Raw genomic sequence first — 13,757 nt, 5'->3', positions numbered from 1 at the left:
ATGGTACTGCAGGGGGGACCCTGTGGGAGAGTAGGACGCCGCCGAACAATCATTCAAGAAAAGCCCCTGATCCATTCGGATCAGGGGCTTTTCGCGTTTCCGGGGGCTTTTCAGGGCGTTTCCCCGGACGTCAGAGCCGGTACTTGAAACCGTAGTGCGACCGTACGAAGCCGAGCCGCTCGTAGAACCGGTGGGCGTCGGTGCGGGTGGCGTCCGAGGTGAGCTGGACGAGGTCGGCGCCGAGTTCGCGGGAGCGGTGGATCGCCCACTCGATCAGTTCGGTGCCGAGGCCGCTGCCGCGTTCGTCGGCGTGGATGCGGACGCCCTCGATGATCGCGCGGGTGGAGCCCTTCCGGGAGAGGCCGGGGACGAGCGTCAGCTGCAGCGTGCCGACGGCTCGGCCGGCGCGTTCGGCGACGACCAGGTGCTGGTTCGGGTCGTCGGTGATGCGGGCGAGGGCGGTGCGGTACGGGGTGAGGTCGTCGGGGCTCTCGCGCGTCGCGCCCAGCGGGTCGTCGGCGAGCATCGCCACGATGGCCGGCAGATCGGCCTCCGTCACCCGGCGGATCGTCAGAACGGTCGTCTCGGTCATGATCAGAGAATAGGGGCCCCGATCTCCCGCACCACCCCCTGTCTACGCCCGTAGCACCCCTTCACGGCCCTTCCCGGGGTGATTCCGCGTCACTCGCCGGGCTTGGCACTGGTGATGACGGCGAACACCGCTCCGTGCGGGTCCTGGAGCTGGGCGAGCCGGCCGACGCCGTGGACGTCCATGGCGGGGATCCGGACCGTCGCGCCGAGGGTGGTCGCGATGGCGAGGGCGGCGTCGACGTTGGGGACCTCGAAGTAGGGGAGCCAGTGGGACGAGGTGCCGCGGGCGGTGTGTTCGGGGCCGAGCTGCATGATGCCGCCGTGGGCGTCGTCGGTGCCGCCGCCGGCCGGGGTGAGGACGGTGTAGAGCGCCTCGCCGAACGGGACGTCCTGCTCCTGCCAGTCGAAGACCGCGCGGTAGAAGGACTTCGCGCGTTCGGCGTCGACGCTGTAGCACTCCGTCCAGCAGAGGCTGCCCTCCGCGGTGACCACGTCGAGGCCGCGGGTGTCGTGCGGCTGCCAGACGGCGAAGTCGGCGCCGGTCGGGTCGGTGTAGCCGGCCATCCGGCCCGCGGTGAAGACGTCGAAGGGCGCGAACCGGACTCGTCCGCCCGCCTGGCGGACGAGTTCGGTGGTGCGGTCGGCGTCGGGCGTGGCGAAGTACACCGTCCACGTGGGCAGCGAGCCCTCCTCGACGAGCGGGCCGAAGGCGGCGACCGTCCGGCCGTCGAGCCGGAAGAAGCCGTAGCCGCCGGCCTCGGGTCCGGCGGAGTCGGTGGACCAGCCGAACAGGGCGGTGTAGAAGTCCGCGGAAGCCCGGGTGTCGGGGCTGCCGAGGTCGAGCCAGATCGGGGCGCCGGGCCGGTAGTCGGTGGTGAGCATGGCGGCACTGCTCCTCGGACGGGGCCCGTGCGGGCACGGGTGCGGTCGGTGGCCCCCCGCCCCTCCCAGCCTGGCACCTGCACCGGTGGGCCGCACGGCAGGCGGTCACGGCCGTGACGGGCCGTGACCGGGGCGGCTGGAGGTCGGCCGGAGGTCGGACGGCGGCCGGAGGGGTGCCGTCCGGGAGCGGTCCGGACGTGTCCGACCGGGACGGTACGGTGCGTAGCGGAATGGTCCGCCCGTACCGGTCGAAGGGGGTCCCGGTGGCCAGGCAGCCGCAGGCGGGACAGGAACCCGCGCAGCGCCAGCTCGCCCAGGTGGAGGGGGTGCTGGAGCGGATCACGTACGCCAACGAGGAGACCGGGTACACGGTGGCCCGGGTGGACACCGGCCGGGGTGCGAACGACCTGCTGACCGTGGTGGGGGCGCTGCTGGGCGCGCAGGTCGGGGAGTCGCTGCGGCTGCACGGGCGGTGGGGCTCGCACCCGCAGTACGGGCGGCAGTTCGCGGTGGAGAACTACACGACGGTGCTGCCGGCCACGATCCAGGGCATCCAGCGGTACCTGGGGTCGGGGCTGATCAAGGGGATCGGTCCGCGGTTCGCCGAGCGGATCGTGGAGCGGTTCGGGGTGGACACCCTGGAGGTGATCGAGAACGAGCCGGGCCGGCTGATCGAGGTGCCGGGGCTGGGGCCGAAGCGGACGAAGAAGATCGCGGCGGCGTGGGAGGAGCAGAAGGCCATCAAGGAGGTGATGGTCTTCCTGCAGGGGGTGGGGGTGTCGACCTCGCTGGCCGTGCGCATCTACAAGCAGTACGGCGACGGCTCGATCGGGGTGGTGCGGAACGAGCCGTACCGGCTGGCCTCGGACGTGTGGGGCATCGGTTTCCTGACGGCGGACCGGATCGCGCAGGCGGTGGGGATCCCGCACGACAGCCCGGAGCGGGTGAAGGCGGGGCTGCAGTACGCGCTGTCGCAGAGCACCGACCAGGGGCACTGCTACCTGCCGGAGGAGCGGTTGATCGCGGACGGCGTGAAGCTGCTCCAGGTGGACGTGGGGCTGGTGATCGACTGCCTGGCGGAGCTGGTGGCGCTGGAGGGGGTGGTGCGCGAGTCGGTGCCGGGGGAGGGCGCCGAGCCGATCACCGCGGTGTACCTGGTGCCGTTCCACCGGGCGGAGATTTCGCTGGCCAACCAGGTGCTGCGGCTGCTGCGTTCGGACGCGGACCGGATGCCCTGGTTCGCGGGGGTGGACTGGCCGGTGGCGCTGGAGTGGCTCGCGAAGCGGACGGGGGCGGAGCTGGCGCCGGAGCAGGAGCAGGCGGTGCGGCTGGCGCTGACGGAGAAGGTCGCGGTGCTGACGGGCGGTCCGGGCTGCGGCAAGTCGTTCACGGTGAAGTCGATCGTGACGCTGGCGCTGGCGAAGCGGGCGAAGGTGGTGCTGGCGGCGCCGACCGGCCGGGCGGCGAAGCGGCTCGCGGAGCTGACCGGGGCGGAGGCGTCGACGGTGCACCGGCTGCTGGAGCTGAAGCCCGGCGGGGACGCCGCGTACGACCGGGACCGGCCGCTGGAGGCGGACCTGGTGGTGGTCGACGAGGCCTCGATGCTGGACCTGATCCTGGCGAACAAGCTGGTCAAGGCGGTGCCGCCGGGGGCGCACCTGCTGTTCGTCGGGGACGTGGACCAGCTGCCGTCGGTCGGCGCGGGCGAGGTGCTGCGGGACCTGCTGGCGGACGGCGGCCCGGTCCCGTCGGTGCGGCTGACCCGGATCTTCCGGCAGGCGCAGCAGTCGGGCGTGGTGACGAACGCGCACCGGATCAACGAGGGCAGGCCGCCGCTGACGGACGGTCTGCCGGACTTCTTCCTGTTCGCGGAGGACGACGCGGAGCGGGCGGCGGGTCTGACGGTGGACGTGGTGGCGCGGCGGATCCCGCAGAGGTTCGGGTTCGATCCGCGGCGGGACGTCCAGGTGCTGGCGCCGATGCACCGGGGTCCGGCCGGTGCGGGGAACCTGAACACGCTGTTGCAGGCGGCGGTGACGCCGGCCGGGGAGGGGGTGGCGGAGCGGCGGTTCGGCGGGCGGACGTTCCGCGTGGGGGACAAGGTCACGCAGGTGCGCAACAACTACGACAAGGGGCGGAACGGGGTCTTCAACGGCACAGTGGGTGTGGTGACCGCCCTCAGTGTGGACGATCAGCGGCTGACGGTGCTCACCGACGAGGACGAGGAGGTGCCCTACGACTTCGACGAGCTGGACGAGCTGGCCCACGCGTACGCGGTGACGATCCACCGTTCGCAGGGCAGCGAGTATCCGGTGGTGGTGATTCCGGTCACCATGTCCGCCTGGACGATGCTCCAGCGAAACCTCCTGTACACCGCCGTGACCAGGGCACGGAAACTCGTGGTGCTGGTGGGGTCACGCAAGGCGATCGCGCAGGCCGTCCGGGCCGTCAGCGCAGGTCGGAGGCACGCCGCGCTCGATCATCGACTTGCCACTGGATGATTATCCAACAGGATGGTTGCCTCTAATGTTCTCTTGACGTGAAGAGATTTACGGCAGAGCCTAGGATGGCGCCGATCTTGTCCGGTTCGTACCGGCTGCGGCGGCAGGTTTTGTAGGGGAGGGCCCTTTCGGGCCACCCCGGGTGCGCGGCTGTCCTCCAGATGGGGGATGGTAGAGACAGTCAGGGCACCTTGGAAGAGGATTCATTTCGTCGGTGAGGAAGACGTGAGCGACAACTCGGTAGTACTGCGGTACCAGGACGGCGAGTACGAGTACCCCGTCGTCGAGAGCACTGCGGGCAACGCCGGCTTCGACATCTCGAAGCTGCTTCCGCAGACCGGCCTGGTCACCCTGGACAACGGCTTCGGCAACACCGCCGCCTACAAGTCCGCGATCACCTTCGTGGACGGCGACAACGGCATCCTGCGGTACCGCGGCTACCCGATCGAGCAGCTCGCAGCGCAGGGCGGCTTCGTCGAGACCGCGTACCTCCTGATCAACGGCGAGCTGCCGAACGCGGACCAGCTCTCCGAGTTCAACCGCGAGATCACCCAGCACACGCTCCTGCACGAGGACGTCAAGCGGTTCTTCCAGGGCTTCCCGCGCGACGCCCACCCGATGGCCATGCTGTCCTCGGTGGTCGGTGCGCTCTCCACCTTCTACCCGGAGAGCCACAACCCGTTCGACGCGGCCCAGCGCCACCTGTCGACCGTGCGCCTGCTGGCCAAGCTGCCCACCATCGCGGCCTACGCCTACAAGAAGTCGATGGGCCAGCCCTTCGTCTACCCGCGCAACGACCTGAGCTACGTCGAGAACTTCCTCCGGATGACCTTCGCGGTCCCGGCCGAGGACTACGAGCTCAACCCGGTCATCGTGAACGCGCTGGACAAGCTGCTGATCCTGCACGCGGACCACGAGCAGAACTGCTCCACCTCCACCGTGCGCCTGGTCGGCTCCAGCCACGCCAACCTGTTCGCCTCGATCTCGGCCGGCATCTCGGCGCTCTGGGGCCCGCTGCACGGCGGCGCCAACCAGGCCGTGCTGGAGATGCTGGAGAGCATCCAGAAGGACGGCGGCGACGTCGACGCCTTCATCACGAAGGTCAAGAACCGCGAGGCCGGCGTCAAGCTGATGGGCTTCGGCCACCGCGTCTACAAGGCCTTCGACCCGCGCGCCGCGCAGGTCAAGCTGCTGGCGCACGAGGTCCTCGGCCAGCTGGGCAAGCAGGACCAGCTGCTGGAGATCGCGCTCAAGCTGGAGGAGCACGCGCTCAAGGACGACTTCTTCGTCTCGCGCAAGCTCTACCCGAACGTGGACTTCTACACGGGCCTGATCTACCGCGCCATGGGCTTCCCGACCAGCATGTTCACCGTGCTGTTCGCCCTGGGCCGGCTGCCCGGCTGGATCGCCCACTGGCACGAGATGATCAACGACCCGACGAGCCGCATCGGCCGTCCGCGCCAGATCTACACCGGCACCGCCATCCGCGACTACGTCGCCCTCGGCGAGCGCTGACGCAGAACCCCGAAGGGCCCGGCCGCACGTGTGCGGCCGGGCCCTCGTGCGTCCCCGCGCGGTGGAGCCGTGCGGATCGTTCCCGCGGGGACGGGATCGTACGGCGCACGACTCCGGGGCCGGCCGCAGCCCGGGACGGCCGCTCAAAGCGTCCCTGGCCCGCCACAACCCCGGCGCCGTGCGCGAAGGCCGTCGATTCGACGGCCGACCCGGGGCCCGCCGGAGCCCCGTCGGCGGCAGTGGAGGCACGGGGACGCGTTGCCGTTCGTCGCGTCTCCGTCCCTCGGAAAACTGCCGCACTACCAACCTAAGACGTATCAGGGTGCGAGAAGTTACGCCCGGGGGGTGTGAGCTGCCTCTCGCCACGCTCCGTGTGCGCGTCGTACCGGGCCCATACCACACGTTCCGGCGCGGGCGACGTCACCCTCCCCGCAGTCACGGCAACCGAGCGTGATAGGAATCGTGGCATTCCGGTACGGACCGTCCCGCACCCTCGCAGCGTGGCGGCGGAACTGGGGAGGGAGTGCGCAGATGGCCAGGAACGTCGTAGTCACCGGCGGTGGCACGGGAATCGGGTTCGAAGTGGCGCGGCGGTTCGCCGAGGCGGGCGAACGGGTCGTGATCGTCGGCCGCCGCCGGGCGGTGCTGGAGAAGTCCGCGGCCGAGCTCGGGCCGAACGTCACCCCGCTGGTCTGCGACCTCGCCGACCCGGACGCCGTCGAGGCCGCGCTCGCCGAACTGCCCGAGCGCGTCGACGTGCTGGTGAACAACGCCGGCAGCCGCGAGACCGTGATCGGCGCCGGCCCGCACGCGCTGCTGGCGCGCTGGCGCGGCGACTTCGAGCGCAACGTGCTGACCGTGGTGCTGCTCACCGAGTCGATCCGCGACCGGCTCACCCCGGGCTCCGGCCGGGTCGTCACGATCAGCTCGATCGCCGCCCTGCGCGGGGCCGGCTCCTACGGCGCGGCGAAGGCCTCGCTGCACGCCTGGAACCACTTCCTGGCCGCCCAGTTGGGCACCTCGGGCATCACCGCGAACATCGTCGCCCCGGGCACGGTGGCGGGCACCGAGTTCTTCGGACCGCGGCTGGACGAGGCCGAGGTGGCCCGCCGCGCGGCGCGCACGCTGCTCGGCCGGATCGGGGAGACGGGGGAGGTCGCGGGGGCCGTGTACTTCCTCGCCTCGCCCGAGGCCGGGTTCATCACCGGCGAGATCCTGCACTGCAACGGCGGCGAGCTGCTCGGGCGTTGAGCCCCTGACGGTGTCGAGCCCCGGACGGCGTTGAGCTCCGGACGGCGGCGGGCCCGGACCGGTTCGACCGGTCCGGGCCCGCGCTCGTTTCGGGACGGCCTCTCGGGCCGGGCCGCTGGGGACGGCCGTCAGGCGGCGGCCTCGAAGCGGCGCAGCCGGAGGCTGTTGGTGACGACGAAGACCGAGGAGAAGGCCATCGTGGCCCCGGCGATCATCGGGTTGAGCAGTCCGGCGGCGGCCAGCGGGATCGCGGCGACGTTGTAGCCGAAGGCCCAGCAGAGGTTGCCCCGGATGGTGCCGAGGGTCCGGCGGGAGAGCCGGATGGCGTCGGCGGCGGAGCGCAGGTCGGCGCGGACCAGGGTGAGGTCGCTCGCCTCGATGGCGGCGTCGGTGCCGGTGCCCATGGCGAGGCCGAGGTCGGCCCGGGCGAGCGCGGCGGCGTCGTTGACGCCGTCGCCGACCATGGCGACCGAGCGGCCCTCGGCCTGGAGGCGTTCGACGACGGCGACCTTCTCCTCGGGCAGGACGCCGGCGATCACGTCCTCGGGGGCGATGCCGACCTCGGCGGCGACGGCCTCGGCCACCGCCCGGTGGTCACCGGTCAGCAGGACCGGGCGCAGGCCGAGCGCGCGCAGTTCGGCGACGGCCCGGGCGCTGGTCGGCCGGACCGCGTCGGCGACCTCCAGGACGGCCCGGGCCTCGCCGTCCCAGCCGACCGCGATCGCCGTCCGCCCGGCCGCCTCGGCGGTCCGCTTGGCCGCGGCCAGGCGTTCGGGCAGGGGCCGGGCGTGCTCCGCGAGGAGTTCCTCCCGGCCGGCGACCACCGCGTGGCCGTCGACGACGCCCCGGACGCCGAGGCCCGGGATGCTCTCGAAGCCGTCGACGGGCGGCAGCCCGCCGGTCCGCTCGGCCGCGGCGCCGGCGATGGCGGCGGCGATCGGGTGTTCGGAGGCGTGTTCCACGGCGCCCGCGAGGCGCAGGGCCTCGGTCTCGGTGACGCCGTCGGCGGTGTGGACGGCGAGCAGGGTCATCCGGCCGGTGGTGACGGTGCCGGTCTTGTCGAGGACGATGGTGTCGACCTTGCGGGTCGTCTCCAGCACCTCCGGGCCCTTGATCAGGATGCCGAGCTGGGCGCCGCGGCCGGTGCCGACCATGAGGGCGGTCGGCGTGGCGAGGCCGAGGGCGCACGGGCAGGCGATGATCAGCACGGCGACGGCGGAGGTGAACGCCGCGGTCGGGCTGTCGGTGGCGAGGAGCCGGCCGACCAGGGCGGCGAGCGCGATCAGCACGACGACCGGGACGAAGACGGCGGAGATCCGGTCGGCGAGGCGCTGGGCGGCGGCCTTGCCGTTCTGGGCGTCCTCCACCAGCTTGGCCATGCGGGCGAGGCGGGTGTCCGCGCCGACCCTGGTGGCCTCGACGACGAGCCGCCCGCCCGCGTTGACGGTGGCACCGGTGACGGCGTCGCCGGCGGCGACCTCGACCGGGGCGGACTCGCCGGTGAGCATCGAGGCGTCCACGGCGGAGGTGCCCTCGACCACGACGCCGTCGGTGGCGATCTTCTCGCCGGGACGGACCACGAACCGGTCCCCCACCGCGAGTTCGGCGATCGGGACCCGCACCTCGCGGCCGGCCCGGCGCACCGCCACGTCCCGGGCGCCGAGGTCCAGCAGGGCGTGCAGGGCGGCGCCGGCCCGGCGCTTGGAGCGGGCCTCCAGGTAGCGGCCGAGCAGGATCAGCACCGTGACGGCGGCGGCCGTCTCCAGGTACAGGGTGGACGAGGCGTCGGTGTCGCCGACGGTGAGCGAGAACGGGTGGTGCATCCCCGGCACCCCGGCGTGGCCCCAGAACAGCGCCCAGAACGACCAGCCGAAGGCGGCCAGGGTGCCGAGCGACACGAGGGTGTCCATCGTCGCGGCGCCGTGCTTGAGGTTCGTCCAGGCGGCGCGGTGGAACGGCAGGCCGCCGTACACGACGACCGGGCCGGTGAGGGCGAAGGCCAGCCACTGCCAGTTGGCGAACTGCAGGGCCGGGACCATCGACAGCAGCACCACGGGGATGCCGAGGAGGGTGCTGGTCCGCAAGCGGTCGAGCAGGGGGTCGGCGGGCGGCTCCGGCGTGGCGGCCTCGGCCGGCTCGGGCGCGGCGGCCGCCGGGGGCGCCGGGAGTTCGGCGGTGTAGCCGGTGCGCTCCACGGTGGCGATCAGGTCCTCGACCGAGACGCCGGGGCCGTAGTCGATCCGGGCCCGCTCGGTGGCGAAGTTGACGGTGGCCTCGACGCCGTCCATCCGGTTGAGCTTCTTCTCGACCCGGGCCGCGCACGCGGCGCAGGTCATCCCGCCGATCGACAGCTCGACCCGGTCCGGGGCGTGCTCCCGGCCCCCCGTGCCGGTGGCGCCCTCGATCCCGGGTGCCGTCGTACTCATGCTGCTCCTAGGGACGGTGTGGCGTGGGGCGGCCGGCGGGCCCGCTGCCCGGGCCCGCCGTGCCGGACGGGCTCAGGCGCTGCGGCCGACCAGCTCGTAGCCGGCCTCGTCGACGGCCGCGCGGACCTGCTCGTCGTCCAACGGGGCGGCGGAGGAGACGGTCACGGTGCCGGCCTTGGCGTCGGCGGCCACCTCGGTGACGCCGGTCAGGGCGGACAGTTCCTCGCTGATCGCGTTCTCGCAGTGGCCGCAGCTCATGCCGGTGACGGTGTAGGTGATGGTGCTGGACATCCGGGCCTCCGGGAGGTCTGTGCGGCCCCGGGCGGTGCCCGGGTTCTCATGCTCATCACACCATACCCCTGCGGGGTATTCCGTGGAGGGGTGTGGTGATGCGGATCGCAGCGCCGTCCGGGCGGTTCGGCGGTTCGGCGGTGCGCGGCGGGGCGCTCACGCCGGAGCGGACGGGAACTGGGCCGGGATCGGCGCCGCCCGGTCCCGCCGGGCCAGCACCCTCAGCCACAGCAGTCCACCCAAGGAGACCACGACCAGGCCGGCCGTGTCGTAGAAGGTGTAGAGGTGGACCTGCTCGGTGGTCGGGTCCGGCATGTGGCCGAGGTCGAACAGGGCGCGCTGCCAGTCGCTCGCGGTGGTCCTCGCGACCAGCCAGACGGCGATCCCGCCCATGCTGTCCCAGAGCGCGTGCAGCAGCGATACGCCCAGGTAGGTGACGACGACCGGAGTGGTGACCCGGAAGCGGCCGGCGCGCCGCTCGCGGAACAGCACGCCGCCGGCGATCGCCGTCCACAGGACGTGGCCGACCGGTGCCACCAGCCCGCGCAGGATCTCCGTCTCGACCAGGTCTCCAAGGGAGAGCCCCTGGACGCTCAGCACGGCGTTGAACGCGTATCCGGCGCTCTCGAAGGCCGCGAAGCCCGCGCCGACCGTCGCGCCCAGCACCAGCCCGTACCGCAGGCCGCTCACCCGCAGCCGCCGGCAGACCAGGACCAGCGCGGCGAGCTTGACCGCCTCCTCGATCAGGCCGACGCCCACGTACATCCAGACCGACGGCGAGAGCAGGTACGTCTCCAGGACGGAGGCGCCGAGGACGCCGATGATGCCGCCGAGGCCGAAGCAGGCGAGGACCCGGTCCGGGCCGAGGTCGGCCGCGTGGCGCTCGTACGCCCACACGACCACGGTGGCCGGCACGAGGAAGCTGCCGAGCAGCACGATCGTCGGGACGAGGTTGCTGTCGGCCGTGAAGAACGTGACGACGACCGTGGCGACCCACAGGGCCGAATTGGCGAGGAGGACCCGCGGCCAGTGCACCGGCTGCGCCGCCGGGCCGGTCCGGCGGTCGGAGATGCGCGAGGTGTTGCGGTACCCGGACACCGGTCGTGGCCTCCATCTGCGTGGCTGGTCTGGTCGGTTGCTCGCTCGGCCGGTCGCCCGGCTGCCGTGGTCGCACTGTATGACAAATGGGGTGTTTCGGTACGGTCCGTCCTGGTCCGGGAAGGGGTCGCGGAGGGTCCGTGCGGGGCGGCCGGTCGGGCTGCCGCGGGCTGGGGAGGGTGGGCGCCTTGATCGTCCGATATGTTCGATATGTGTTCCCGATCCGCCGCGCCCAGTCGCCCGCGGCCCCCACGGCCGCCGGGCTGCCACCGGACCGGCAGCGCGACGCCCTGCTGGCCGCGGACCTCCAGGACGTCTCGTTCTGGCGGCGGGCCACCCCGGCGGTCGCCGCGATCGTCGTGGTCGGCCTGGCCGACCTGCTCTCCGGCAAGGACCGCTACCTTGCGCCGCTGATGACCGTCGTCCCGGTGATCGCCGCGCTGACGCTCAGGCCCGGCGAGCTGTTCGCGGTCTGCGCGGTCGGGCTGCTCGCGGTGTTCGGGCTCAGCCGCTACGACGAGGTCGTCAACATCAACGACGCGCGGTTCGTCTACGGGGCGATGCTCAGCTACATCGTGCTGACGCTCTTCTCCGCCTGGGTCGCCAGGATCAGGATGCGGCGCGCGGCGGCGTTCGCGGCCGTCAGCTCCGTGGCGGAGGCCGCCCAGCGGGCGATCCTGCGGCTGCCGGGGCCGGTCGTCGGACCGCTGCGGCTGGCGGTGCGGTACGTGTCGGCGGCGGACGCCTCGCGCATCGGCGGGGACCTCTACTCGGTGCTGGAGACCCCGCACGGCACCCGGGTCGCGGTCGGGGACGTCCGGGGCAAGGGGCTCGCGGCCGTGCAGACGGCGGCGGTCGTGCTCGGCGCGTTCCGCGAGGCCGCGTACGACGAGACCGGGCTGCGGGGCGTCGCGGCGCGGGTCGAGGCGAGCGTCGAGCGGCACGTGCCGGACGGGGAGTTCACGACGGCGCTGTTCGTGGAGTTCCGCACGGCGGGGGTGATCGAACTGCTGCAGTACGGGCACGTGCCGCCGATCCGGGTGGACGGAGAGGGCAAGGCGCACGTGCTGGACTCGCCGGACCCGTGGGTGCCGCTCGGGCTCGGGCGGCTCGCGGCGGGGGAGCCGGTCAGCTGGGGGCGGGACTTCGGGGTGGACGACGTCCTCGTGCTCTACACGGACGGCGTGATCGAGGCCCGGCACCGCAGGAGCGGGGAGTTCTATCCGCTGGCGGAGCGGGTCGGGGACCTGGTGCAGGGGGCCGCGCGCTCGGCGGGGGAGCTGGAGGCGGCGGTGGAGCGGGTGTACGGGGATCTCCTGGCGCACACGGGCGGGAAGCTCGGGGACGACGCCCTGCTGCTGTTGATCACTCGGACGGATGACCAAGCGGCGGAGGGGGCGTGACGGGAGGGGTGTGACGGGAGGGGGCGCGACGGCGGGGATCCGCGGTCGCGCCCCCTCCCGGCTAGCCCGCCGTGACGTCGGCCAGGGTGCGGAAGATCAGGGCCGTCGAGGTGGCGCCCGGATCCTGGTGGCCCTTGCTGCGCTCGCCCAGGTAGGAGGCGCGGCCCTTGCGGGCCTGCAGGGCGGTCGTGTCGCGGGCGCCCTGTTCGGCGGCGTCGGCCGCCGCCGCGGCGGCCTCGGGCAGGTCGGCGCCCGCGGCCGCGGCGGTGCGGAAGGCGGCCACGGCCGGGGTGTACGCGTCGACGATGGTCTTGTCGCCGGGTTCGGCCTTGCCGAGGGCGCGGACGGCGTCGAGGCCGGCCGCGAGGGCCTCGGCGAGGGCGGCCGGGCCCGCCGGTGCGGGCAGGGCGGCGCCGATCGCGCGGAAGGCCTTGCCGTACAGCGGGCCGGAGGCGCCGCCGACCTTGGAGATCAGCGTGCTGCCGGTCTTGGTGAGCACCGCGCCGGGGCCGGCCGGCCGGGGGCCGTCGAGTGCGGCCAGGGCGGCCAGGACGGCGGCGAATCCGCGCTGGAGGTTGCTGCCGTGGTCGCCGTCGCCGATCGCGGAGTCCAGCTCGGTGAGCCGGCCCTGCTCCTTCTCGACGGCGGCGGCGATCGCGCGGATCCAGGCCTCGGCCAGCGGGGTGTCGAAGTCCACGTGCGTCTCCTCGCTCAGGGCTCAGGCCCGCTTGAGGGCGGGGGTGTCTACGGGGGCGTCCCAGAGGTCCAGCAGCTGTTCGTCCGCCTTGGTGAGGGTGAGCGAGAAGCCCGCCATGTCGAGGCTGGTGACGTAGTTGCCGACGAGGCTGCGGGCCACCGTGATGCCGCGCTCGGCGAGCCGGGCGGCGACCTCGCCGTAGACGACGTACAGCTCCAGCAGCGGGGTGCCGCCCAGGCCGTTGAGCAGGGCGATGACCTCGTCGCCGGGGGCGAGGTGGTGGTCGGCGAGGATCGTCCCGACGACCTCGGCGGCCAGGTCGCGGGCCGGGCGCAGCTTCTCGCGGCGGCGGCCGGGTTCGCCGTGGATGCCGACGCCGACCTCGATCTCGTCCTCCGGCAGGTCGAAGCCGGGTTTTCCGGCGGCGGGGACGGTGGCGGCGGTGAGCGCGATCGCGAAGGAGCGGGAGGCGGCGTTGACGCGCTCGCCGAGGGCGGCGACGTCGTCGAGCGGGGCGCCGCGTTCGGCGAGGGCGCCGGCGGTCTTCTCGACGATGACGGTCGCGCCGGTGCCGCGGCGCCCGGCCGTCCAGGTGGAGTCCTCGACCGCGACGTCGTCGTCGACCAGGACGGTGCGGACCTCGACGCCCTCCTCGGCGGCGAGTTCGGCGGCGAGCTCGAAGTTCATGACGTCGCCGGTGTAGTTCTTGACGACGAGGACGACGCCCGCGCCGGAGTCGACGGCCTTGACCGCGGCCAGCACCTGGTCGGGCACGGGGGAGGTGAACACCTCGCCGGGGCAGGCGGCGTCGAGCATGCCGCGGCCGACGTAGCCGGCGTGCAGCGGCTCGTGCCCGGAGCCGCCGCCGGAGACCAGCGCGACCTTCGGCGCGCCGGGGCGGGCGGCCCGGGTGACCACGCGGTTGGCGACGTCCACCGTCAACTCGGGGTGGGCGGCGGCGAATCCGGTCAGCGCGTCCTCCAGGACGCTCTCCGGGGTGTTGATCAGCTTCTTCAACGTTCTTCGCTCCCTCGGTCAGGACGCTGCTGCCGTGATTGCTGTCGCCCCGACGCTATGCCAGCCGGGGGCGCGACGGCACGGG

The 13,757-nt window shown here is 73.0% G+C and carries 11 protein-coding genes; 4 read left to right on the top strand and 7 right to left on the bottom strand.

All coding sequences use genetic code 11. The features are described from left to right. Nucleotides 1-130: 130 nt before the first annotated feature. A complete protein-coding gene (locus tag ACFVU9_RS37430; RefSeq protein ID WP_380448978.1) occupies nt 131-592 on the bottom strand; it encodes a GNAT family N-acetyltransferase in 462 nt (153 codons plus the stop codon). An 89-nt stretch (nt 593-681) separates the two neighbouring features. Further along, nucleotides 682-1,473, bottom strand: coding sequence for a VOC family protein (locus ACFVU9_RS37425; RefSeq protein WP_380448976.1), 792 nt, complete (start codon nt 1,471-1,473; stop codon nt 682-684). A 230-nt stretch (nt 1,474-1,703) separates the two neighbouring features. Between ACFVU9_RS37425 and ACFVU9_RS37420 the strand changes: the two genes are divergently transcribed. From ACFVU9_RS37420 to ACFVU9_RS37410, 3 genes are all read left to right on the top strand, one after another. Next, entirely contained in the window at nt 1,704-3,974 is a 2,271-nt protein-coding gene (locus ACFVU9_RS37420) for an ATP-dependent RecD-like DNA helicase (RefSeq protein WP_387601325.1), read from the top strand. A 225-nt stretch (nt 3,975-4,199) separates the two neighbouring features. Then, nucleotides 4,200-5,489: a citrate synthase gene (locus ACFVU9_RS37415; protein ID WP_380448972.1), complete on the top strand. Its 1,290-nt coding sequence runs from the start codon at nt 4,200-4,202 to the stop codon at nt 5,487-5,489. Nucleotides 5,490-6,020: 531 nt separating this feature from the next. Continuing rightward, nucleotides 6,021-6,740, top strand: a complete 720-nt coding sequence (locus ACFVU9_RS37410; RefSeq protein WP_380449168.1) for an SDR family NAD(P)-dependent oxidoreductase — start codon at nt 6,021-6,023, stop codon at nt 6,738-6,740. 128 nt (nt 6,741-6,868) lie between these two features. Here ACFVU9_RS37410 and ACFVU9_RS37405 read toward each other — a convergent pair whose 3' ends face one another. From ACFVU9_RS37405 to ACFVU9_RS37395, 3 genes are all read right to left on the bottom strand, one after another. Continuing rightward, nucleotides 6,869-9,166 carry a heavy metal translocating P-type ATPase gene (locus ACFVU9_RS37405; RefSeq protein WP_387601321.1) on the bottom strand — a complete coding sequence of 766 codons (2,298 nt, stop codon included), beginning with the start codon at nt 9,164-9,166 and terminating at the stop codon, nt 6,869-6,871. A 72-nt stretch (nt 9,167-9,238) separates the two neighbouring features. Next, nucleotides 9,239-9,457: a heavy-metal-associated domain-containing protein gene (locus ACFVU9_RS37400; RefSeq protein ID WP_380436654.1), complete on the bottom strand. Its 219-nt coding sequence runs from the start codon at nt 9,455-9,457 to the stop codon at nt 9,239-9,241. Nucleotides 9,458-9,613: 156 nt separating this feature from the next. Beyond that, nucleotides 9,614-10,555 carry a PrsW family intramembrane metalloprotease gene (locus tag ACFVU9_RS37395; protein ID WP_387601318.1) on the bottom strand — a complete coding sequence of 314 codons (942 nt, stop codon included), beginning with the start codon at nt 10,553-10,555 and terminating at the stop codon, nt 9,614-9,616. A gap of 212 nt (nt 10,556-10,767) precedes the next feature. Between ACFVU9_RS37395 and ACFVU9_RS37390 the strand changes: the two genes are divergently transcribed. Further along, entirely contained in the window at nt 10,768-11,958 is a 1,191-nt protein-coding gene (locus ACFVU9_RS37390) for a PP2C family protein-serine/threonine phosphatase (RefSeq protein ID WP_387601315.1), read from the top strand. Nucleotides 11,959-12,019: 61 nt separating this feature from the next. On the opposite strand, the gene dhaL is transcribed toward ACFVU9_RS37390, so the two are convergent. Together dhaL and dhaK are read right to left on the bottom strand one after the other, a co-directional pair. Continuing rightward, on the bottom strand, nt 12,020-12,655 hold the full coding sequence (gene dhaL, locus ACFVU9_RS37385; RefSeq protein WP_387601312.1) for a dihydroxyacetone kinase subunit DhaL: 636 nt from the start codon (nt 12,653-12,655) through the stop codon (nt 12,020-12,022). 21 nt (nt 12,656-12,676) lie between these two features. Then, nucleotides 12,677-13,672, bottom strand: coding sequence for a dihydroxyacetone kinase subunit DhaK (dhaK, locus tag ACFVU9_RS37380; protein ID WP_380436663.1), 996 nt, complete (start codon nt 13,670-13,672; stop codon nt 12,677-12,679). Between the last annotated feature and the right edge of the window lie 85 nt (nt 13,673-13,757).

The organism is Kitasatospora sp. NPDC057936, from assembly GCF_042887525.1.
GTDB lineage: Bacteria > Actinomycetota > Actinomycetes > Streptomycetales > Streptomycetaceae > Kitasatospora.
This window is presented reverse-complemented; position numbering and strand designations above follow the sequence as displayed.